The 20,514-nt window shown below is 68.1% G+C and carries 19 protein-coding genes; 10 read left to right on the top strand and 9 right to left on the bottom strand.

Translation table 11 applies throughout. The features are described 5' to 3' along the window. Positions 1-39: 39 nt before the first annotated feature. A complete protein-coding gene (locus tag ABE464_RS12855) occupies positions 40-1,209 on the bottom strand; it encodes a GGDEF domain-containing protein (protein ID WP_346472281.1) in 1,170 nt (389 codons plus the stop codon). A gap of 288 nt (positions 1,210-1,497) precedes the next feature. Here ABE464_RS12855 and ABE464_RS12850 point away from each other — a divergent pair, with 288 nt between their 5' ends. Then, the gene (locus ABE464_RS12850) at positions 1,498-2,637 is read left to right on the top strand and encodes a lytic polysaccharide monooxygenase (protein ID WP_346472280.1); all 1,140 of its coding nucleotides are present in this window, start codon (positions 1,498-1,500) and stop codon (positions 2,635-2,637) included. Positions 2,638-2,723: 86 nt separating this feature from the next. Here the strand turns inward: ABE464_RS12850 and ABE464_RS12845 are convergent, their stop codons facing one another. Further along, complete coding sequence (locus ABE464_RS12845; protein WP_319624359.1) at positions 2,724-3,473, bottom strand: ferredoxin--NADP reductase; 750 nt, start codon at positions 3,471-3,473, stop codon at positions 2,724-2,726. 104 nt (positions 3,474-3,577) lie between these two features. Here ABE464_RS12845 and ABE464_RS12840 point away from each other — a divergent pair, with 104 nt between their 5' ends. From ABE464_RS12840 to ABE464_RS12825, 4 genes are read left to right on the top strand one after another with little or no spacing between them, the layout of a single operon-like run. After that, the gene (locus ABE464_RS12840) at positions 3,578-4,537 is read left to right on the top strand and encodes an ABC transporter ATP-binding protein (protein WP_346472279.1); all 960 of its coding nucleotides are present in this window, start codon (positions 3,578-3,580) and stop codon (positions 4,535-4,537) included. Then, complete coding sequence (locus ABE464_RS12835) at positions 4,534-5,334, top strand: ABC transporter permease (RefSeq protein WP_019185458.1); 801 nt, start codon at positions 4,534-4,536, stop codon at positions 5,332-5,334. The genes ABE464_RS12840 and ABE464_RS12835 overlap by 4 nt, the downstream gene beginning before the upstream one ends. After that, positions 5,334-6,272 (top strand): 2-dehydropantoate 2-reductase, encoded by a 939-nt coding sequence (gene panE / locus ABE464_RS12830; protein WP_346472278.1) that lies wholly within the window; start codon positions 5,334-5,336, stop codon positions 6,270-6,272. Before ABE464_RS12835 ends, panE begins: the two co-directional genes overlap by 1 nt. Before the next feature lie 5 nt (positions 6,273-6,277). Next, complete coding sequence (locus tag ABE464_RS12825) at positions 6,278-7,174, top strand: NAD-dependent epimerase/dehydratase family protein (RefSeq protein WP_346472277.1); 897 nt, start codon at positions 6,278-6,280, stop codon at positions 7,172-7,174. A gap of 23 nt (positions 7,175-7,197) precedes the next feature. On the opposite strand, the gene ABE464_RS12820 is transcribed toward ABE464_RS12825, so the two are convergent. Beyond that, entirely contained in the window at positions 7,198-7,995 is a 798-nt protein-coding gene (locus ABE464_RS12820; RefSeq protein WP_346472276.1) for a TatD family hydrolase, read from the bottom strand. Between the two features lie 52 nt (positions 7,996-8,047). Continuing rightward, entirely contained in the window at positions 8,048-8,569 is a 522-nt protein-coding gene (locus tag ABE464_RS12815; protein WP_346472275.1) for a hypothetical protein, read from the bottom strand. A gap of 90 nt (positions 8,570-8,659) precedes the next feature. Here ABE464_RS12815 and hrpB point away from each other — a divergent pair, with 90 nt between their 5' ends. Both hrpB and ABE464_RS12805 read left to right on the top strand, forming a co-directional pair. Next, complete coding sequence (gene hrpB, locus ABE464_RS12810; protein ID WP_346472274.1) at positions 8,660-11,164, top strand: ATP-dependent helicase HrpB; 2,505 nt, start codon at positions 8,660-8,662, stop codon at positions 11,162-11,164. A gap of 181 nt (positions 11,165-11,345) precedes the next feature. Further along, the gene (locus ABE464_RS12805) at positions 11,346-11,735 is read left to right on the top strand and encodes a hypothetical protein (protein ID WP_121040832.1); all 390 of its coding nucleotides are present in this window, start codon (positions 11,346-11,348) and stop codon (positions 11,733-11,735) included. A 59-nt stretch (positions 11,736-11,794) separates the two neighbouring features. Here ABE464_RS12805 and ABE464_RS12800 read toward each other — a convergent pair whose 3' ends face one another. Together ABE464_RS12800 and ABE464_RS12795 are read right to left on the bottom strand one after the other, a co-directional pair. After that, positions 11,795-12,334 carry a pseudouridine synthase gene (locus ABE464_RS12800; RefSeq protein WP_259262075.1) on the bottom strand — a complete coding sequence of 180 codons (540 nt, stop codon included), beginning with the start codon at positions 12,332-12,334 and terminating at the stop codon, positions 11,795-11,797. A gap of 70 nt (positions 12,335-12,404) precedes the next feature. Next, on the bottom strand, positions 12,405-13,214 hold the full coding sequence (locus tag ABE464_RS12795) for a methyltransferase (RefSeq protein WP_346472422.1): 810 nt from the start codon (positions 13,212-13,214) through the stop codon (positions 12,405-12,407). A 224-nt stretch (positions 13,215-13,438) separates the two neighbouring features. Between ABE464_RS12795 and ABE464_RS12790 the strand changes: the two genes are divergently transcribed. Further along, positions 13,439-14,398 carry an aldo/keto reductase gene (locus ABE464_RS12790; RefSeq protein ID WP_346472273.1) on the top strand — a complete coding sequence of 320 codons (960 nt, stop codon included), beginning with the start codon at positions 13,439-13,441 and terminating at the stop codon, positions 14,396-14,398. 89 nt (positions 14,399-14,487) lie between these two features. On the opposite strand, the gene ABE464_RS12785 is transcribed toward ABE464_RS12790, so the two are convergent. Continuing rightward, positions 14,488-15,396: an NAD(P)/FAD-dependent oxidoreductase gene (locus ABE464_RS12785; RefSeq protein WP_346472272.1), complete on the bottom strand. Its 909-nt coding sequence runs from the start codon at positions 15,394-15,396 to the stop codon at positions 14,488-14,490. After that, positions 15,386-15,838, bottom strand: coding sequence for an Rrf2 family transcriptional regulator (locus ABE464_RS12780; RefSeq protein ID WP_346472271.1), 453 nt, complete (start codon positions 15,836-15,838; stop codon positions 15,386-15,388). Before ABE464_RS12780 ends, ABE464_RS12785 begins: the two co-directional genes overlap by 11 nt. A 181-nt stretch (positions 15,839-16,019) precedes the next feature. Here ABE464_RS12780 and ABE464_RS12775 point away from each other — a divergent pair, with 181 nt between their 5' ends. Next, positions 16,020-18,152, top strand: a complete 2,133-nt coding sequence (locus tag ABE464_RS12775; RefSeq protein WP_346472270.1) for a methyl-accepting chemotaxis protein — start codon at positions 16,020-16,022, stop codon at positions 18,150-18,152. Positions 18,153-18,182: 30 nt separating this feature from the next. Here ABE464_RS12775 and ABE464_RS12770 read toward each other — a convergent pair whose 3' ends face one another. Next, the gene (locus ABE464_RS12770) at positions 18,183-19,085 is read right to left on the bottom strand and encodes a LysR family transcriptional regulator (RefSeq protein WP_346472269.1); all 903 of its coding nucleotides are present in this window, start codon (positions 19,083-19,085) and stop codon (positions 18,183-18,185) included. A 127-nt stretch (positions 19,086-19,212) separates the two neighbouring features. On the opposite strand from ABE464_RS12770, the gene ABE464_RS12765 reads away from it, so the two are divergent. Then, entirely contained in the window at positions 19,213-20,427 is a 1,215-nt protein-coding gene (locus tag ABE464_RS12765) for an MFS transporter (protein ID WP_346472268.1), read from the top strand. Positions 20,428-20,514 lie beyond the last annotated feature (87 nt).

The following is a 20,514-nucleotide window of genomic DNA, read 5'->3' as shown; positions in this document are numbered from 1 at the left end:
ACGCGTGCAGGCCTCCCTTTGCGTACCCGCCGAGCGGCGTCAGCCCACCACCATTGTCCCTGCGCTGATGGTGCGATCGCGACCCTCGGCCTTGGCGCGGTACAGTGCGGTATCGGCATCGCCAAGCAAGCGCGCCATATCCTCGCGCCCGGTATCGATGGCCAAGCCGATGCTGGCGGTGACCACCACCTGCATGCCGTCCACACGGGCCGGTGATCCACGCAGCGCACCCCGGATGTGGTCTGCGCACTGCAGCGCCTGCGCGGCCTCCGTCCCCGGCAACAACAGGATGAACTCCTCGCCGCCATAGCGGCCCAGCAGGTGCTCACGGTCGGCCACGCAGCCGGCCAACACCTCAGCGACATGCCGCAGCACCGCATCGCCCGCAAGGTGTCCCCAGCGATCATTGATCTGCTTGAAGTGGTCCACGTCCAACAGCAGGAGGGCAAGCGGCCGCGGCGTGCGGCGCACCCCCTGCAAGAGGTTCGCCCCATCGGCGAGCACGGCACCGCGATTGAGCAGGCCGGTCAAAACGTCGGTACGCGCGAGTCGTTGCAGATCGACCTGCATCCGCTCGACCAGCAGCAAGACCAGCGCGAAACAACGGGCCAGCTCCAGGATGAGGCCGGCCAGATACGTGGCGAATACCGGCGAACCGGCGCGCATGATGTCCTCGCCCGCATCCGGCGCCACCGGCAGGAACAGCCGGACCAGATACAGCAGCGTCTGCGCGCCGAACACGGCCGCCGCCAACCGGCAACTGGTGCGCTGGGCAGGCGGCGCATGGCGCAGGAGCATCCACGTCATCCAGCCGTTGAGCAGCACCGCGAACACGCTGAAGACATCCAGCCGGATGACCAGGCTGGGGTGGACCAGCAGAAAAAATGCGATCGCGCCCAGATAGATGATCGACAGCGCCACCGGCTTCCAGGCCGGCAGGCGATGGCCCAGATGGCGGGCGACGCCATACAGCATCAACACGCCGGACAACGCCACCGCGGCATTGCTGGCCAGGATGCTGGAGATCTGCGGCAGGTGGGGCCGCAGCGCGATCAGGGTGAGGCTGACCGACAACAGCCACAGGCTGGCCGTCCACAGGCGCAGTGCTGGCTGCCGCCGCAGCACCAGCAACAGCAGTGAAAAGCCCATGGCGATGCCCAGGCACAGCAGGAAGCCGAGCACGGCGATGGTGGGGAAATCCAGGGGCATCGGTCTATCGACTGGAGTGGCGCGGCGCATCTTACCGCCCGTCGCGCCGTGGCGCTGCCCGGCCCGACACTGGCGGGTGCACACATGCGACGGTCTGCCGGACGCAGCGCGCAGACGCCCGCCAATTTTCAGATTCGTTGCATTCCGGTCTGCCCCTCGCGTCCGGAGACTGACCCGGCTGCTTCCGCCCCCTGCCTGGAAACCGTGGTCACGCGTCCGCACTGCCGCGGGCCGGAGTACGCCTGCCCTTTTTCATGGAATCCACATGTCCACCCTCGTCATCCCCACATGCTGCTGGCGCTGTCACTCGCCCTCGGCGGCCTGACCGTCTCCGGCGCCGCACAGGCACACGGCACCATGGTCACCCCGCAGAGCCGCATCTATACCTGCTTCCAGGGCAATCCCGAGAACCCGACCAACCCGGCCTGCGCCGCCGCCAAGGCGGTTGCCGGCCCGCAGGCGTTCTACGACTGGATGGGCATCAACCAGGCCGCCGCCAACGGCAACCACCAGGCCGTGGTGCCCGATGGCAAGCTGTGCAGCGGCAACAACCCGACCTTCCGCGGCCTGGACCTGGCCCGCGACGACTGGCAGGCCACTCCGATCCATGGCGATGCCAACGGTCGCTACACCTTCGAGTTCAAGGCACCGGCCCCGCATGCCACCCGTGAATGGAAGTTCTACGTCACCCGCGAGGGCTGGCAGCCGGGTACCGCACTGCGCTGGGGCGACCTGGAGGCGTTCTGCACCCTGGGCAATACGCCCCTGTCGGCCGATGGCACCTACAAGCTGGACTGCCCGCTGCCCAAGCGCACCGGACCGCACATCATCTACAACACCTGGCAGCGGTCAGATTCGCACGAAGCCTTCTACACCTGCATGGACGTGAAGTTCGAGGGCGGCGGCGGCATCCCGCCGGTCTGGCTGGATGCCGGCGCGCTGACCGCGCGTGGTGACCTGCCGGTCGGCAGTGAGCTGGAGCTGCGTGTGTTCAAGGCCAATGGCAGCGATGCCGAGCGCGTCAAGACCACCCTGGCCGCCGGCCAGACTGCGACGGCGCAGTGGCCGCTGCAACTGGCCCGCCGGGTCAACGCCAGTGCCAGCCAGGCCCGGATCGGCGTGATGCGCAACGGGGTGATCACCCCGGTCGCCTCGGCCACGGCCAACCGCGTGTACCTGCAGCGCGGGCTGAGCCACCAGCTCGATGTGCGGCTGCCGGACGTGGACCCGCCGCCGGTCGGTGATTACGACCACGTCTACCCGGCCGGCATCGGCAGCTACATCCCGGGCCAGACCGTGGTGAAGGGCACCGACGGCAAGCGCTACGCCTGCCGCCCGTTCCCGGAAGGCGCCTGGTGCAACATCAATGCGGACGCGTACCGCCCGGGCACCGGCTCGGCCTGGCGCGATGCCTGGATTCCGTACTGAGCCAGGACGGCAACCGGGGTGAGGGCACTGCCCTCACCCTGGGCTGCGTTGAGCGGCCGCGCCATGCGGTGCGGCGGCCAGCGCGGTCATTTGCTGCTGACGTACTTCTCGCGGCGCACCTGCGGCGTGGGGAGCCCGGCGTCTTTCAGCGCCTCGAAGGTGGCATCGACCATGTCCGGGTTGCCACACAGGTAGGCGATGTCGGTGGCCGCGCTCGGGGCGAACTCGGCCAGGTGCTGCTGCACGTAGCCGTGACGCACATCCGGATGCGGGTTCTCCGGCAGCTCGCGGGACAGGCACGGCACGTAGCGGAAACCCGGGTGGGCGGCGGCGAAGGCGTAGAAGTCCTCGCTGTAGAGCAGTTCCGCCGGCGTGCGGGCGCCCTGCAGCAGGACCACCTCCACCCCGCGTTCGGCCATCGCGGTCGCCAGCAGCGGCAGCATTGACCGGTATGGGGTGACGCCGGTGCCGGTGGCGATCAGCAGATAGCGGGCATTGTGGTCGCCCGGCTGCAGGCAGAATCGTCCGAACGGGCCGCTGGCACTGACGTGGCCGCCGATGTCCAGGCCCTCGAACAGGGCCGTGGCGGCACCGCCGGGGACGAAACTGACCGCGATATCGACCGCATCGCCTGCGCCGAGGGCGTGATCATGAATGGTCGCCAGTGAATAGCTGCGCTTGGTAGCGGTGCCGTCGGCGTACTCGAAATGGACCTGGATGAACTGGCCGGGCTGGAAATCCAGCGGCTGGCCGTCATCACGCAGGAACTGGTAATGGCCGATGGTGGGCGCCAGCATGCGCCGGTCGACCAATTTGAGGGGGAATTGAGCAGGCACGACTTTTCGGGACAGTGTGTAGCCGGGGCAAGCCCTCGGGGTCTTCTATAATAGCCGCTCCCCGCCCCTATCCAGCGCCAGCCCATAGGCGCGAAGGCAAGAGCTTGGCTTCCCAGAACACTCCCGCGCCCACCGCCGTGCCCGCCCTGCGGGTGCGTGACCTCCGCAAGACCTATGACAACGGCACCCAGGCGCTGAAAGGCGTCTCCCTGGACGTGGCCCCGGGCGACTTCTTCGCCCTGCTGGGCCCCAACGGCGCCGGCAAGTCGACCCTGATCGGCATCATCAGCTCGCTGGTGAACCTCAGCGAAGGCCAAGTCGAGGTATTCGGCAGCGACCTGGTGCGCAACCGCAGCGCCACGATGCGCCTGATCGGCCTGGTCCCCCAGGAGATCAACTTCAACCTGTTTGAAAAGCCCTTCGACATCCTGGTCAATTACGCCGGCTTCTATGGCGTGGCGCGTGCCGAGGCCGAGAAGATGGCCGAAGAAGAGCTCAAGCGCGCCCACCTGTGGGAAAAGGCGCAGGTGATGAGCCGCACCCTGTCCGGCGGCATGAAGCGCCGGCTGATGATCGCCCGCGCGATGATGACCCGCCCGCGCCTGCTGATCCTGGACGAGCCGACCGCCGGCGTGGATATCGAAATCCGCCGCGACATGTGGCGCGTGCTCAAGGAGATCAACGCCGCCGGCACCACGATCATCCTCACCACGCACTATCTGGAAGAAGCCGAGCACCTGTGCCGGAACCTGGCCATCATCAACCACGGCCAGATCGTCACCCAGGGCCCGATGCGCGAACTGCTGGCCAAGCTGGACGTGGAGGGCTTCCTGTTCGACATCGACGGCAGCCTGCCGGCCCAGCTGCCGGAGATCGACGGCGCGATCCTGATCGCCACCGACAGCCACACGCTGGATGTGGACATGCCGCGTGCGATGGACCTCAACCGCGTGTTTGACGCCTTGAACGCCGCCGGTATCCGCGTGCGCTCGATGCGCACCAAGAGCAACCGCCTGGAGGAGCTGTTCGTGCGCCTCACCGGCAACCAGGAGAACGTGGCATGAGCAGTACCCCGACCCCGGTCCTGACCGACGGCCAGCGCAACCGCATCGCACTGATGACCATCGTGCGCCGCGAAGTGGCGCGCATCCTGCGCATCTGGGGCCAGACCCTGGTGCCGCCGGCGATCACCATGACCCTGTACTTCCTGATCTTCGGCGGCCTGATCGGCTCGCGCGTGGGCGAGATGGGCGGCTACAGCTACATGCAGTTCATCGTGCCGGGCCTGGTGATGATGAGCGTGATCCAGAACAGCTACGGCAACATCAGCTCCTCGTTCTTCGGCGCCAAGTTCGGCCGCCACGTGGAAGAACTGCTGGTCAGCCCGATGCCGAACTGGGTGATCCTGTGGGGCTACGTCTCCGGGGCGGTGCTGCGCGGCCTGATGGTCGGCGTGATCGTGCTGATCATCGCCATGTTCTTCACTCCGGTGCGCATCCCGCATCCGCTGGTGACGCTGACCACAGTACTGCTGGGCGCGACGATCTTCTCGCTGGCCGGCTTCATCAACGCGGTGTACGCCAAGAAGTTCGATGACGTGGCGATCGTGCCGACCTTCATCCTGACCCCGCTGACCTACCTGGGCGGTGTGTTCTATTCGGTGAAGCTGCTGCCGACCTGGGCCGAAGCGGCCACCCACGCCAACCCGATCTTCTACATGGTCAACGCCTTCCGCTACGGTCTGCTGGGCACCAGCGACGTGCCGCTGTGGGTCGCCTATGCGCTGATGATCGGCTTCGTGGTCGCACTGACCGCGCTGGCGCTGTGGCTGCTGAAGCGTGGTGTGGGGATGCGGAGCTGATGCGCATCCTGATCCTCGGCGCCGGCGGGACCGGCGGGTACTTCGGTGGTCGCCTGGCCCAGGCCGGCGTGGACGTGACTTTCCTGGTGCGCCCGGCGCGCGCGGCGCAGCTGGACACAGCGGGTCTGGTGATCCGCAGCCCGCTGGGCGATGCAACGTTCCCGGTGCAGCACGTCACCGCCGAGGCACTGCCCGCCCTGGCGAGCGCCGAACCGTTCGATCTGGTGATCCTGAGCTGCAAGGCCTACGACCTGGCCAGTTCGATCGAGGCGATCGCCCCGGCGGTCGGGCCGCGCACCACGGTGCTGCCGATCCTCAACGGGCTGCGGCACTATGCCGATCTCGACGCGCGCTTCGGCCGCGATGCGGTGCTGGGCGGGCTGTGCTTCATCAGCGCGACCAAGGCCGCCGACGGTGCGGTGGTACACCTGGCGCCGGCCGCCAAACTGACCTTCGGCGAGCGCGATGGCACCGGCAACAGCGCGCGCGTGCTGGCGTTGGCGGCGGCCTGCGTGCAGGCCGGCGTGGATCACGTCGCCACTGATGCCATCGGGCAGGAGCAGTGGATCAAGTACACCTTCCTGACCTCGTTGGCGGCGGCAACCTGCCTGATGCGCGCCGATGTCGGCACGATCGTGGCCACCGATGACGGTGCGGCGATCGTGCGCGGCCTGTACGAGGAGTGCGTGGCGGTTGCCGACGCGGCTGGCGAGCCGATCCCGGCCAAGGCGCGCGAGATCGCGCTGACTGCGACTACCCAAGCTGGCTCGGCCTTGAAGGCGTCGATGCTGCGCGATCTGGAAGCCGGCCAGCAGGTGGAGGCCGAGCATATCGTCGGTGACATGCTGGTGCGGGCGCGGGCGGCCGGGCAAGCGGCCCCGCTGCTGGCGGTGGCGTATGCGCACCTGCAGGCCTACCAGCAGCTGCGCAGCGCCTGAGCGGCATGCCGACCAAGCTGCCGGCCCGCGTGCTGGTGCTGGGCCTGGGCTACAGCGCCCGGTATCTGGCCGCCCTGCTGCACGCGCACGGCGTGGCCTGCAGCGGCACCGTGCGTGATGCGGCGAGTGCGCCGGCGGATGGACTGCTCCGCCATCGTCTGGTGGCTGGCGAACCGATCCGCGAGGACCTGCGCGAGGCGATCCGCACGGCCGAGGCCATCGTCTGCTCCGTGCCACCGGATACCGAGGGCGACCCGGCCTTGCGCCTGCTCACCGATGCGCTGAGTGACAGCCCTGCCCTGCGCTGGGTCGGCTATCTCTCCTCGACCGCGGTGTATGCCGACCGCGATGGCGGCTGGGTCAGCGAGGCGTCCACCGCCGATGCGACCGATGAGACCGCCCTGAAACGCCTGCACGCGGAACAGCAGTGGCAGGCCCTCGCGCAGGCTCGCGGCATCGCCTCGGCGGTGTTCCGGCTGCCTGGCCTGTACGGGCGCGGGCGCAATGCGCTGGTCCAGCTGGCGCAGGGCAAGGCAAGGCATGTGGTGCGGCCGGGGCAGGTGTTCAACCGGCTGCATGTGGAGGATCTGGCCAGTGGCGTGCTGGCGGCAATGCAGCGGGCCGAAGGCCATGCGCTGTACCTGCTCAGCGATGACGAGCCGGCGCCGCCACAGGACGTGCTGGGCTACGCCGCAACGCTGAGTGGGCTGCCGCTGCCTGCCGCACAGGCATGGGACGCACCGGAGTTGGCCGCTTCACTGCGCCGCTTCTACAACAGCAACAAGCGCATCGATGGTCGCGCCACGCGCGTGGCTTTGCAGTGGCAGCCACGCTTCGCGACCTACCGCGAAGGGCTGGACGACGCGTGGGCCCACGGCGACGGACGCCCTGCGCTGCGGTAGCCCACGACCGGCACCTACCCTTCTCAGGCCGCGTCAGGCAGCCGGAAGAACGCGCGCGTAGCCGCCGTCGCGTTGGCGGCCGTGGTCGCCACGTCTTCGCCGCGATCGCGCGCCAGCTCTTCGACGATGTGCGACAGGAACATCGGCTCGTTGCGGCGGTCCTTCGGCAACGGCTTGAGGGTGCGCGGCAGCAGATAGGGCGCGTCGGTCTCGATCATCAGGCGGTTGGCCGGGATGTGCTTGACCAGCTCGCGCAGATGCGCGCCACGGCGCTCATCGCACAACCAGCCGGTGATGCCGATGTACCAGTCCTGGTCCAGGTAGTCGAAGAGTTCCTGGCGCTCGCCGGTGAAGCAGTGCACCACCGCCGGGCCGAGCTTGCCATCGAAATTCTTCATCTGCGCCATGAAATCGGCATGCGCGTCGCGCTGGTGCAGGAACAGCGGCTTGCCGTTCTCGGCGGCGAGCTGCAGCTGGCGCTCGAAGGCACGATGCTGCGCCGGGCGCGGCGAGAAATCACGGAAGTAGTCCAGCCCGCACTCGCCCACCGCCACCACCTCGGCATGGGCGTGCAACGCGCGCATCTCCGCGTCGCATTCGTCGGTGTATTCCACCGCATGGTGCGGGTGCACACCGGCCGTCGCGTACAGGAACCCGGGATGCTGGCGGGCCAGCTCCAGCGCCATCGGCGAATGCTCGCGGCTGGCGCCGGTGATCACCATCTGCACTACCCCGGCCTCGCGCGCACGCGCCAGTACGGCGTCGCGGTCGCGATCGAAGGAGTCGTGGGTGAGGTTGGCGCCGATATCGATCAGGTGCATGGGGCTGCTGCAGGACGGGAAACCGGGCCATTGTACCTGCGCCCCGACAGCCTCAATCGGACGCCGCGCGCGCGGGGCGATCATGGCGCTCCCAGAGCGTGGGCAGGCCGAACGCTGCGCACTCGTGGCACGTCATCGCGCCGTCGGCGGCGGCGTCGAAATGCAGACGGCGCGCGGCATCGTCGTCGCAATCCGGGGTGTCATCGAGCAGCAGCTGGAAGCCGTCCGTCCGCCGGCACAGGTAGAGAATGTCCTTGCGGCGGTCCAGCGTGCTGCGTGCCAACGCCTTCAGCGTGATGTAAGCCACATCGTCGGCCAACTGCAGGCTCGGATACACCGCTTCGCGCAACGTGCCATCGGCCACGGCACGCTGGATCGCAGCGTCATCGCTCAAGCCCGCCGGCAAATAGCGCGCCTGGATCTGCGCCCGCACAAGCACGGCCCAGTGGTTGCCGTCGTAGGGCGCGTGCAGCGGCGAATCCGCATCAGCGGCAGCGGGCTCGGCAGCCATGACAGCGAACGGCGCCATCGCGCCTGCGACCAGCAACAACAGCATGCGTACAGCGCAGCGCATCAGGGCATCCAGGGGGGCGGGGCGGCACAGGGGAACACGTTGGCCGCGCGCTGACAATGCGCGGCGCAGCGGACGCCGTATCCTTGTGCAATGAGCCCTCCGATTTTCCCCATCTCCGCACTGCTGCCGCAGATCCTGACCACGCTGGAACGCGGCACCCGGCTGGTGCTCGAAGCGCCGCCCGGCGCCGGCAAGACCACCCAGGTGCCGCTGGCGTTGCTGGACGCGCCGTGGCTGGAAGGCCGGAAGATCATCATGCTGGAGCCGCGCCGCGTGGCCGCCCGCAGCGCCGCGCAGTTCATGGCGCGTCAGCTGGGTGAGAACGTCGGTGAGACCGTCGGTTACCGCATCCGCTTCGAGAACAAGATCTCCGCGCGTACCCGCATCGAGGTGGTGACCGAAGGCATCCTCACCCGGATGCTGCAGGACGACCCACTGCTGGAGGGCGTGGGCGCGCTGCTGTTCGATGAATTCCACGAACGGCATCTGGCCGCTGATCTGGGCCTGGCCCTGGCGCTGGACGTGCAGTCCCAGCTGCGCGAGGACCTGCGCATCGTGGTCATGTCGGCCACGCTGGATGGCGAGCGGCTGGCGCAGTTTCTCGATGCGCCGCGCCTGAGCAGCGAAGGCCGCAGCTTCCCGGTGACGATCGCGCATTTTCCCGCGCGCCGCGACGAGGCGCTGGAACCGCAGGCACGGCGTGCCGTGGAGCAGGCCCTGGCCGAGCACCCGGGTGATGTGCTGGTGTTCCTGCCCGGGCAGCGTGAAATCGCACGCGTGCAGACCGCGCTGCATTCCGTGCTGGATCCGGCCGTGCAGGTGCTGCCGCTGCATGGCGAGCTGCCGGTGGACCAGCAATCGCAGGTGCTGCAGCCCGATCCCGGCGGTCGCCGCCGCGTGGTGCTGGCCACCAACGTGGCCGAGTCATCGGTCACCCTGCCCGGCGTGCGCGTGGTGATCGATGCGGGACTGGCGCGCGAGCCGCGCTATGACCCCAACAGCGGCTTTGCGCGCCTGGACGTGGTGAGCATCGCGCAGGCCTCGGCCGATCAGCGTGCCGGCCGCGCAGGCCGTGTCGCCGAGGGCTGGGCGTGGCGGTTGTGGCCGCAGTCGCAGCGGTTGGAGGCACAGCGCCGGCCCGAGATCGCGCAGGTGGAACTGGCCTCGCTGGCGCTGGAGCTGGCCGCATGGAGCAGTGACGATCTTCGTTTCGTGGATACACCGCCGGCAGGCGCACTGGCCGCGGCGCGTGAACTGCTGCAGCGCCTGGGTGCGCTCAGCGACAGCGGCACGCTGACCCCGCTGGGCCGGCGCATGTTGACCCTCGGCACACACCCGCGGTTGGCGGCGATGCTGATGGCGGCAGGTGGCGGTGTGGAACAGGCCTTGGCCTGCGATCTGGCCGCGCTGGTGGAAGCGCGCGATCCGCTGCGCCAGGGCGGTGATGCACTCGCTGCGCGGTGGCGTGCGTTGGCAGCGTTCCGTCACGGGCGCGTCCCCCACGATGCCAACCGCGGTGGCCTGGCGACAATCGATGCCGCCAGCAAGCAGTGGCGGCGACGCCTGCGCTGTGATGCTACGCCTCCTTCTTCAGTCGAAGCGCATCAGCTCGGCGACCTGCTCGCGCATGCGTTTCCCGACCGGATCGCCGCCCGCCATCCCACTGATCCGCTGCGCTACCTGCTGGCCAATGGCCGCAGCGCGCGGCTGTTCGATCCCAGCGATCTGCGCGGTGAGCCGTGGCTGGTCGCCGTGGAGCTGCGCTATGAGGCGCGCGACGCATTGCTGTTGCGCGCCGCGCCGGTGGATGAGAACCGGCTGCGGCGTGATTTTCCGGAACGCTTCACACAGGAAGACGTGGTGCGCTGGGACAGTGAGAAGCGCGCACTGGTGGCACGCCGGGAAACCCGTTTCGACCGCATCGTGCTGGACAGCCGCTCGGCCGGTCGCGTGGATCCCGCGCATGCCGCCAAAGCCCTGACCGAGGCCGTGGCCGAACTCGGGCTGGAGGCATTGCCGTGGACGGACGGCCTGCGCCAGTGGCAGGCGCGTGCGCTGGCCGTGCGTGCGTGGATGCCGGAGCTTGAACTGCCCGACGTCTCCGACGCAGCGTTGATGGCATCGCTGCCCACCTGGCTGACGCCCGCGTTCAACGGCAAGACCCGCCTGGACGCGCTCGACGAATCCACCTTGGGTGAAGCGTTGAAATCCCCCCTGCCCTGGGCGCAACGCCAGTTGATCGATCGCCACGCGCCGACGCGCATCACCGTGCCTTCCGGCATGGAGCGCCCGATCCATTACGCAATGGATGCCGACGGCATCACCCCGCAGGCGCCGGTGCTGGCGGTCAAGCTGCAGGAACTGTTCGGCCTGAGCGACACCCCGCGCATCGCCGACGGACGCGTCCCGCTGACGTTGCACCTGCTTTCCCCCGGCGGTCGCCCGCTGCAGGTCACCCAGGACCTGCGCAACTTCTGGGCGAACACCTATGCGGAAGTGAAAAAGGAAATGAAGGGGCGCTACCCCAAGCACCCTTGGCCGGACGATCCATGGACGGCCACCGCAACGCACCGGGCCAAGCCACGGGGGACGTGATCGCCACGCATCCTGCCTGACGCATTCCCCCATTCATGGCTGCCACCTGACCAGCACCACCGGCCCCACTGACCGCATCGTGTCGAGCCGCTACAGTCATGACTTGGCCGTCGCTGGCGGATAACACGCCGTACACGGCCATCGCGCGACACTGGATCAGAACCGAGGCAAAGGACCCCCCATGAGCAGATTGACCGTGATTACCGACCGCGCCCTCGAGCGCGCCCTGGACATCGCCAGCACCGCTGGTGACGGCCTCAAGCATGCCGGCAGCAACCTGCGCCACTTCGGCCCGCAGGCCACCGACTGGATCAAGACGGGTGCTGCACTCGGCGCAGTCAAGACCGGCAGCAAGGTCGCCGCCAAGGTGGTGCGCCGCAATCCGGCGGTGACCATCGCCGCTGCCGCTGTCGGCGTGGGCCTGCTGGGCTACGCGTTGTACCGCAAGCAGCAGAAGAAGAAGCTCGCCAACGGTGGCGTGGTGAACGGCCAGGCGCAGCGCATCAGCGCCCGCAACCGCCGCAACGAGACCGTGGTGGACGAAACCAGCGATATCGGCAGCGACGCCTGATCCGCTGACGCGTCACCGCGTGCGAATCGAAACCGCCGGTCTCCACCGGCGGTTTTTCATTACCGGATCTCCCGCCATTGGCCCGGTTGCAGATCACCGATCGCGTGCGCGCCCATCGAGACACGCACCAGGCGCAACGTGGGCAGTCCGACCGCTGCGGTCATGCGTCGCACCTGCCGGTTGCGGCCTTCGCGCAGGGTGATCGCCAGCCAGGCATCGGGCACCGTCTTGCGGAAGCGGACCGGCGGCGTGCGCGGCCACAGTTCAGGTGAGGGCTCCAACCGTTCGACACCCGCCGGCAGCGTCGGGCCATCGTTGAGCAGCACGCCACGCCGCAGCGCCTGGACCTGTTCGTCGGTCACCGTGCCTTCCACCTGCACCCAATAGGTTTTGTCCGCCTTGTGCCGCGGGTCGGTCAACTGGTGTGCCAGGCCGCCGTCATCGGTGAGCAGCAGCAGGCCTTCGCTGTCGTAATCCAGTCGCCCCGCCGCATACACCGCCGGCGGCAGCCCGAAACCGGCCAGGGTCGCGCGCGGCGGCTGGCTGCGGTCGGTGAACTGGCACAGCACGTTGAACGGTTTGTTGAAGGCGATCAGCATCGGGGCAACAGCGGCGGTGGGATGGCCCATTGTCCCATCCCCGTGCCGCCGCCGCGATGCGCGCGGTGTCTTACTTGCCCGGCTTCACGAAGCGCAGCGTCATGCGGTCGCTTTCGCCGATCGCCTGGTACTTGGCCGCATCGGCCGCGTCATGCTGGTTGGTCGGCGGCAGCGTCCACACGCCGTTCGGGTAGTCCTTGGTGTCGCGCGGGTTGGTGTTGATCTCGCTGCTGCCAGCCAGTTCGAAACCGGCCGCCTTGGCCATCGCGATCACCTGCTGCTGGCCTACGTAACCGGTCTTGTCGTCGGCCGGCACATCGGCCTTGGCACGGTGTTCCACCACACCCAGCACGCCGCCCGGCTTGAGCACCGAGAAGAAGCCCTTGAACATGCCTTCGGCCTGGCCGCTGCTGCGCCAGTTGTGCACGTTGCGGAAGGTCAGCACCACATCCGCCGAATTGGCCGGGCCGAACACCGGGGCCTTCGGGTCATAAGCGACCACGCGGCTCTTGCCGAACACCGCGGCGTTGCCGGCGAACTTCTTGTCCAGTCCATCGCGGCTGCGCTGCTGGTAGTCGCGGCCACGCCCTTCCGCCACCGCCATCGGATCGACCACGGCGGCCACGTACTGGCCCTTGTCGTGCAGCAGCGGCGCCAGGATTTCGGAGTACCAACCGCTGCCCGGGGTGACCTCGATGACAGTCTGGCCCGGTGCGACACCGAAGAACGACAGCGTCTGCGCCGGATGGCGATACGCATCGCGCTTGACGTTGGCCGGATCGCGGCGGCTGTCCTGCACGGCCTTCTGCACGGCCGGGGTGATCGCAACCTGCGCGTTCGGGCTGGCGGGCTTGATCGCCATCGCAGGTGCGGCAAGCATCAGGGTGGAGACGGTGAACAGGCAGGCACAGGTCAACGAACGGGCTTTCATCGGCAGGCTTCCAGTAGCGGGATGCCGCGAGACTAGCAGCGAAGCGTGTACAGGTGTTCACAAAACGTTAGTGCGGCGCAGCAATCCGGAACACTGTTTTGTGTCTGCCGCCGCAACGCTGTCACCGAGCCGGCCGTATCCTGTGGAAACGATTCCCAGGGAGAACATCACCCATGACTGCTACGCGCGAACTCGGTCGTTCCGGCCTCCATGTCGCCCCCATCGCCTTCGGCGGCAATGTCTTTGGCTGGAGTGCGGACGAGAAGACCTCCTTTGCCCTGCTCGATGCCTTCGTCGATGCCGGCTTCAACCTGGTCGACACGGCCGATGCGTATTCGGCGTGGGTGCCGGGTAACCAGGGCGGCGAATCGGAGACCATCCTCGGCCGCTGGTTCAAGCACAGCGGCAAGCGCGACAAGGTGGTGCTGGCGACCAAGGTCGCCAAGTGGGCCGAGCGCCCGGGCCTGTCCGCCGACAACATCACCGCTGCCGTGGAGGATTCGCTGCGCCGCCTGCAGACCGATGTGATCGATCTGTACCAGGCGCACGAAGACGATGAAGGGACCCCGCTGGAGACGACGCTGGCCGCGTTCGGCCGCCTGATCGAACAGGGCAAGGTGCGTGCGATCGGTGCTTCCAACTACAGCGCCGAGCGCCTGCGCGATGCCTTGAGGGTATCGGCCGACTACAAACTGCCGCGCTATGAAACGCTGCAGCCGGAGTACAACCTGTACGACCGTGCCGGTTATGAGGCCGGGCTGGAAGCGGTGGTGCGCGAGGCGCAGCTGGGCGTGATCAGTTACTACTCGCTGGCCAGCGGTTTCCTCAGTGGCAAGTACCGCAGTGCGGACGACGCCTCCAAGAGCAGCGCGCGCGGCAAGAGCGTGGTGGACAAGTACGTCAATCCGCGCGGGCTGCGCATCCTGACCGCGCTGGACGACGTGGCCAGCACGCATGGCGTGAGTCCTTCGCAGGTGGCGATCGCGTGGTTGATCGCGCGCCCGGGCATCACCGCGCCGATCGTCAGTGCCACCAGTGTCGAACAGTTGAAGGAGGTGCTGGCGGCAGCGAACGTCGCGTTGTCGGCGCAGGATGTCCAGCAGCTGGATGACGCCAGCGCCGAACAGGCCTGAGCCCATAGGTCTTTGTGACGGACAGCAGCCGCAGGGCGGCTGTTTCCGTTTAGGGCGCGGCCGCTCCCGGACCGGCCGAGCCCCTGATGCTATCGGCTGGCCCGGCTGTCTTCGACCACCAGCGCGTGGTGCAGGCTCACCCCGGCGCGCACGCCTTCGGCACTGGCCAGACTGATGTTGCCGACCAGCGTCGCATCGCCCGCGGCGTAGATGCCGGGCACGCTGGTCTGCTTGCCCGCATCGACCTGCACCAGCACGCCGATTGGACTGTCCTCCAGCACGCAGCCGAGTTGTTCCACGAGGGGCGTCGCCATGTGCTGGCGCGCAGTGACGAACAGCGCACGCAGTTCAACCCGGCGGCCATCGGCGAGCACGGCGGCACTCAGGGCCGGTGCCTCGCCTTCCAGCCCGACCACCGCCGCATGCTCGATGCTGACGCCGCGTCGCTGCAGCGCGGCCAGGTCGTCGGCCTCCAGCGTCATGCCGTGCGCGAACAGGGTGACCTCGCCCCAGTCCGCCAGCAACGCGGCCATGGTGGCGGACTTCTCATGCCCGCCCAGCAGACCGATCGCACCGCCACCAATCTCATAGCCGTGGCAGTACGGGCAGTGCACCACGCTGTGGCCCCAGCGCTCGGCCAGGCCGGGCAGTTCAGGCAGTTCGTCGCGGATCCCGGTCGCCAGCAGCAGCTTGCGCGCGGCCCAGGTTTCATTGCCTGCGGTGCCCACCACGAAGCCATCCACCGTCGGTTGGGCCGTGGTGACCGTGTCGCTGATCCAGCGCACCGTGGGGTAGTCCAGCAGCTGGGTCTTGGCGTTGCGCAGCAGCTCGGCGCCGGCGATGCCGTCCTGGCCGAGCACGCCATGCGACTGCGCGGCGAAGCGGTTGCGTGGCAGTCCGCTGTCGATCACCAGCACCTCGCGGCGGGCACGCGCCAGGATCAGGGCGGCAGACAGGCCGGCGAAACTGCCGCCGACGACGATGGCATCAAACATCATGGGGAACTCCTGCTGCGTGGTGGGCCAGGTGGCGGGCGAATGCCTCGCCCAGGGTGGCCAGGGTGGTGTCGCGCAGGCGGGCCTCGAGCAGCGCCTGGGCCTGGCGGTAGCTGTCGTCGAGCGCGTCGTTGACCACGCGCTGCACCGGGCAGCCGCGGCCGGTCTCGCGGGCGCCGGTGTGCAGCAGCGCAGGCGCACCGATGGCCACGTACACGTCATACAGCGTGATCTGGGCCGGTTCCCGGGCCAGCTGGCTGCCGCCGCCATGGCCACGCACGCTGGTGACCAGCCCGCCCTTGTGCAGGGCGGACAGCAGGCGCCGGATCACCACTGGGTGGGTAGGCAGGCAGGTGGCGAGCTGCTCGGAGGTGCGCGGGCCGTCCTGGCCGACCAGATGGGCCATGACGTGCAGCGCGTCGGAGAACTGGTTACTCGATTTCATGTAACCACGGTAGTTACATATTGATTGCCTGTCCAGTCCGAGTTCGTTCCATATGCGACCAATTTTGATCTACACACCGTCGTCACAACGTTTAATGGAACGGTAACCGTGATAGGCGTCGCACTTCAGCCTGCTCTAGGCAGACCGATACCGCATTGCCCTTCCCTACTTTTCATTTCCCATGACGTCCTCCGCACCGGCGCATCCACGCGCCCTGAGTCTCCAGTTCAAACTGCTGGGCGCGCTGTCGCTTGGCCTGATCATCATCGTCGTGGCCGCCCTGGCCGGGCTCGGTTCGGCGTGGCGCAACCTCTCGACCGAGGTCCCTCCCGAACTCGCCCGCAAGGCCCAGGCCGAGCTGCTCCAGCGCGAGTTCCGCCTGCAGGTGCAGGAGTGGAAGAACGTGCTGATCCGCGGTGCGGACGATGCACAGCGCGAGCGTCACCTGGCGGCATTCGATGCGGAAGGACGCCGCATCGCCGAGTTGGCCGGCACGCTCGCCACCAGCCGCGACGAGCAGACGCGCACGCTGGCCGATCAGTTCCTGACCGAACATCGTGCCCTGGAGGCCCGCTACCGTGGGGCGCTGGAGGCGTTTGCCGCCAGTGGCTATGACACCCAGGCGGCCGATGCGCTGGTACGTGGTGCGGACCGCAGCGTTGGCGCTACGCTGGACGCGCTGGCGACACGCGCCAACGAACGTGCCGAGTTCGAAACCAATGCTACTTCCGAGCGCGCACGCGCGGCGCTGGTGGCGTCGGCGATCACGACGGCTTTGGCCGCCGTGGTGCTGCTGGTGGTGCTGGCGCTGTGGCTGCGACGCGCGGTGATCGCACCGGTGATCGCGGTGGAAGCAGCGGCCCGCGCCGTCGCACGCGGCGATCTGGAGCACACGGTGGCGGTACGCAGCCGCGACGAGATCGGCCGTCTCGGCACGGCGATGAGCGAGGTGACGCAGACCCTGAAGGCCGTGTTGACTGCCCAGGCAACGATGGCCCAGCGCCACGACGCCGGCCAGATCAGCTACCGCATGGATGCCGACGCGCTGCCCGGCGCCTATGGCCAGATGATCCGCGAGAACAACACCCTGGTCGCCAACCACATCCAGGTGAAACTGCGCGCCATCGAGATCATGGGCCGCTATGCGGTCGGTGATCTGTCGCTGGACATGGAACGCCTGCCCGGCGAGAAGGCCGTGATCACCCAGGCGCTGGACACGGCCAAGGCCAACCTCGGTGCGATCAATGCCGAGATCAAGCGGCTGGCCGAGGCAGCGGCCGTGGGCGATTTCAGCCTGCGCGGCGATGAGTCGCGCTTCCAACACGACTTCGGTGAGATGGTCGGCGGCCTCAACCGCCTGATGCGCACCACCGAGCAGGATCTGGGTGAAGTCTCGCGTGTGCTGCAGGCGATCGCGGGGGGTGACCTCAGCGCACGCATGCGCGGTGACTTCCACGGTGTGTTCGCGCGCATGCGCGATGACATGGCGCGTACCACCGGCCAGCTGACCACCATCGTCGGCGACATCAAGCATGCCGCCCAGTCCATCCAGACGGCAGCCGGTGAGATCGCCGCGGGCAACAGCGATCTGTCGCGCCGCACCGAGCAGCAGGCAGCCAATCTGGAAGAGACCGCGGCCTCGATGGAAGAACTGACCTCGACCGTTCGCCAGAACGCCGAGCATGCACGTCAGGCCAATCAGCTGTCGATCAGCGCTGCCTCGGTCGCGTCGCAGGGCGGCAACGTGGTCAGCCAGGTGGTCACCACCATGGGCGCGATCCAGGCCTCCTCGCGACAGATCGCCGAGATCATCAGCGTCATCGACGGCATTGCGTTCCAGACCAACATCCTCGCGCTCAACGCCGCCGTCGAAGCAGCGCGCGCCGGGGAACAGGGCCGCGGCTTTGCCGTGGTCGCCAGCGAAGTGCGCACGCTCGCGCAGCGCTCGGCCGGGGCGGCCAAGGAGATCAAGGGGCTGATCGACCAGTCCGTCGCCGATGTCGACAGTGGTGCGGCGCTGGTGCAGCAGGCCGGCCGGACCATGGGCGAGATCGTCGGCAGCGTGCAGCGCGTCACCGACATCATGGCCGACATCGCCGCCGCATCGCAGGAACAGTCGGCCGGCATCGAGCAGGTCAACCAGACCGTGGTGCAGATGGACGAGACCACACAGCAGAACGCGGCCCTGGTGGAAGAAGCCTCTGCGGCGGCGCGCAGCATGGAAGAGCAGGCCGTCGCCTTGAATGCGGCGGTGGATGTGTTCGTGCTGGATACGGGACGCGGTGCGGTGACCGGATTGCCTCGGGCGGCGTGACGCACGCGTCGTACCGGCCAGCGGCCGGTACTACCGGACGTAGGGGGTACCCACCATGGCCTCGGCCAGGTGATCCAGGAAGGAGCTGATCCGCGCCGAGACCGCCGTATTGCGGTAATACACGGCGTGGATCGGCTGGCGTACTTCCACGGTGAGCGCCGGCAGCAGCTGGACCAGACGGCCGGCCTCACGATCGCGGTGGGTCATGAAGTCGGACAGGCAGACGATGCCCACCCCTTCCAGCGCGAGCCGGCGCAGGGTTTCACCGCTGGAGACCGCCACCGCCGGGCGCACGTGCAGCAGCGCGTCGGTGTCGCCCGGCAGCGGCCAGTGATTAAGGGAGTCGGGCTCGTTGAAGCCCAGCAGCGTATGCTCGCCCAACGCGGCCACATCGCGCGGCGTACCGTGCTGCTGCAGGTAGGCCGGGCTGGCCATCACGCGCAGCCGGCTGTGCGCCAGCGGCCGCGCGTGCAGGGTGGAATCGGCCAAGGGGCCGATCCGGATGGCCACATCGGTGCGCCGCTCCAGCAGATCGATGTAGCGCTCGCTGCTGTTGAGCTCCAGTGCCACGTCGGGATAGCGCGCGCGGTAGCTGGCCACCAGCGGGGCGATCACGTGCAGCACGAACGGCATGGCCGCATCCACGCGCAGGCGCCCCGCCGGGCGTTGGCGCCGCGCGGCGATCTGCTCTTCGGCCGCCTCCACCGAGGCGACAATCGCGCGTGCCTGGGCCAGGAAGGCATCGCCCTCCTCGGTCAGCTGCAGGCGACGGGTGGTGCGTGTCAGCAGTGTGGTGCCCAGCTTATCTTCCAGCCGACCCAGCGCGCGGCTGACCCCGGACGTGGTCTGGCCGAGCTGTTCGGCGGCAGCGGTGATCGACCCGCTGTCGATCACGGCGATGAAGGCCTGGATCTCATCCAGGGTGGTTTTCATGACGGCGGCATCAGGGAGGCTCGCCCTATTATTGACCGTTAGGCAACAGTGATTGGCGTGAAGGCCGCTTTTTCCGCAAGAGTGCGGCGCGCAGACTGCGCAGCCTTACTCCCACCGGTATCCGTCCATGTCCCGTGGTATCCCTTTGGCCTTGTTGGCGCTGACGCTGGGTGCGTACGCCATCGGCACGACTGAATTCGTCATCGTCGGCCTGATCCCGACCATCGCCGCCGACCTCGGCGTCACCCTGCCCTCGGCCGGCCTGCTGGTGTCGCTGTATGCGCTCGGCGTGGCGGTCGGTGCACCGGTGCTCACCGCGCTGACCGGGCGGGTGCCGCGCAAGACCCTGCTGGTGGCGCTGATGCTGCTGTTCACCCTCGGCAACCTGATCGCCTGGATGGCGCCGGGCTACGGCTCGCTGATCGTGGCGCGCGTGCTGACCGGGCTGGCGCACGGCGTGTTCTTCTCGATCGGCTCGATCATCGCCACCTCGGTGGTGCCCAAGGAGAAGGCGGCCAGTGCGATCGCGATCATGTTCACCGGCCTCACCGTGGCGCTGGTGACCGGTGTGCCGCTGGGCACCTTCATCGGCCAGCACCTGGGCTGGCGCGCCACCTTCCTGGCGGTGGCCGCACTGGGTGTCATCGCCCTGATCGGCAGCCTGCTGTTCGTGCCGCGCAACCTGCAGCGCAGCGCGCCGGCCACGTTCGGGCAGCAACTCTCCGTACTGGCGCAGCCGCGCCTGCTGCTGGTGTATGCGATCACCGCACTCGGCTACGGCGGCACCTTCCTCTCCTTCACCTACCTGGCCTCGATCCTGCAGGACGTGACCGGTTTCTCGGCCAATGCGGTCAGCGGCGTGTTGCTGGTGTATGGCGTGTCGGTGGCGATCGGCAACCTGTGGGGCGGCCGCCTGGCCGACCGTCGCGGCCCCATCCCGGCACTGACGCTGATCTTCGCGTTGCTGGCCGCCGTGCTGTTCGTGCTGACCTTTACCGCCTACAACACCTGGCTGGTGCTGCTGACCGTGCTGGCGCTGGGCGCAGTGGCCTTCGGCAACGTGCCCGGGCTGCAGGTGTACGTGGTCAAGCAGGCACAGCGGTTCGCCCCGCAGGCCGCCGATGTCGCCTCGGGCCTGAACATCGCCGCGTTCAACGTCGGCATCGCACTGGGCGCGTCGCTGGGTGGGTTGGTGGTCGAACACCTCGGCCTGATGCACACCCCGTGGCTGGGCGCACTGGTGGTGATGGGCGCCTTGGGTCTGACCGTGCTGAGTGGCCGCCTGGACCGCCGCGATGGTGTAGCCGACCGCGCCGAAGGCATCGCGGTGGGCGCGCATTGATCGATCCCGGCGGCGGACCGATGGCCGGCCTCACGCGACAACAGCCGAGCAACGATTCGTTTCGTTTCCCACAACTGCAGCCGACCA

This window comes from Stenotrophomonas sp. TWI587 (genome assembly GCF_039674145.1).
Taxonomy (GTDB): domain Bacteria; phylum Pseudomonadota; class Gammaproteobacteria; order Xanthomonadales; family Xanthomonadaceae; genus Stenotrophomonas; species Stenotrophomonas maltophilia_AY.
The sequence above is the reverse complement of the archived record's forward strand: the minus strand, read 5'-3'. Positions and strand labels throughout refer to the sequence as shown.

What these genes read in the sequence shown, in the direction of transcription:
- ABE464_RS12855 (WP_346472281.1), bottom strand. Translation starts at nt 1,209, where the DNA reads ATGCCCCTGGATTTCCCCACCATCGCCGTGCTCGGCTTCCTGCTGTGC.
- ABE464_RS12850 (WP_346472280.1), top strand. Translation starts at nt 1,498, where the DNA reads ATGCTGCTGGCGCTGTCACTCGCCCTCGGCGGCCTGACCGTCTCCGGC.
- ABE464_RS12835 (WP_019185458.1), top strand. Translation starts at nt 4,534, where the DNA reads ATGAGCAGTACCCCGACCCCGGTCCTGACCGACGGCCAGCGCAACCGC.
- panE (WP_346472278.1), top strand. Translation starts at nt 5,334, where the DNA reads ATGCGCATCCTGATCCTCGGCGCCGGCGGGACCGGCGGGTACTTCGGT.
- ABE464_RS12825 (WP_346472277.1), top strand. Translation starts at nt 6,278, where the DNA reads ATGCCGACCAAGCTGCCGGCCCGCGTGCTGGTGCTGGGCCTGGGCTAC.
- ABE464_RS12820 (WP_346472276.1), bottom strand. Translation starts at nt 7,995, where the DNA reads ATGCACCTGATCGATATCGGCGCCAACCTCACCCACGACTCCTTCGAT.
- ABE464_RS12815 (WP_346472275.1), bottom strand. Translation starts at nt 8,569, where the DNA reads ATGCGCTGCGCTGTACGCATGCTGTTGTTGCTGGTCGCAGGCGCGATG.
- hrpB (WP_346472274.1), top strand. Translation starts at nt 8,660, where the DNA reads ATGAGCCCTCCGATTTTCCCCATCTCCGCACTGCTGCCGCAGATCCTG.
- ABE464_RS12805 (WP_121040832.1), top strand. Translation starts at nt 11,346, where the DNA reads ATGAGCAGATTGACCGTGATTACCGACCGCGCCCTCGAGCGCGCCCTG.
- ABE464_RS12800 (WP_259262075.1), bottom strand. Translation starts at nt 12,334, where the DNA reads ATGCTGATCGCCTTCAACAAACCGTTCAACGTGCTGTGCCAGTTCACC.
- ABE464_RS12795 (WP_346472422.1), bottom strand. Translation starts at nt 13,214, where the DNA reads ATGCTTGCCGCACCTGCGATGGCGATCAAGCCCGCCAGCCCGAACGCG.
- ABE464_RS12790 (WP_346472273.1), top strand. Translation starts at nt 13,439, where the DNA reads ATGACTGCTACGCGCGAACTCGGTCGTTCCGGCCTCCATGTCGCCCCC.
- ABE464_RS12785 (WP_346472272.1), bottom strand. Translation starts at nt 15,396, where the DNA reads ATGATGTTTGATGCCATCGTCGTCGGCGGCAGTTTCGCCGGCCTGTCT.
- ABE464_RS12780 (WP_346472271.1), bottom strand. Translation starts at nt 15,838, where the DNA reads ATGAAATCGAGTAACCAGTTCTCCGACGCGCTGCACGTCATGGCCCAT.
- ABE464_RS12775 (WP_346472270.1), top strand. Translation starts at nt 16,020, where the DNA reads ATGACGTCCTCCGCACCGGCGCATCCACGCGCCCTGAGTCTCCAGTTC.
- ABE464_RS12770 (WP_346472269.1), bottom strand. Translation starts at nt 19,085, where the DNA reads ATGAAAACCACCCTGGATGAGATCCAGGCCTTCATCGCCGTGATCGAC.
- ABE464_RS12765 (WP_346472268.1), top strand. Translation starts at nt 19,213, where the DNA reads ATGTCCCGTGGTATCCCTTTGGCCTTGTTGGCGCTGACGCTGGGTGCG.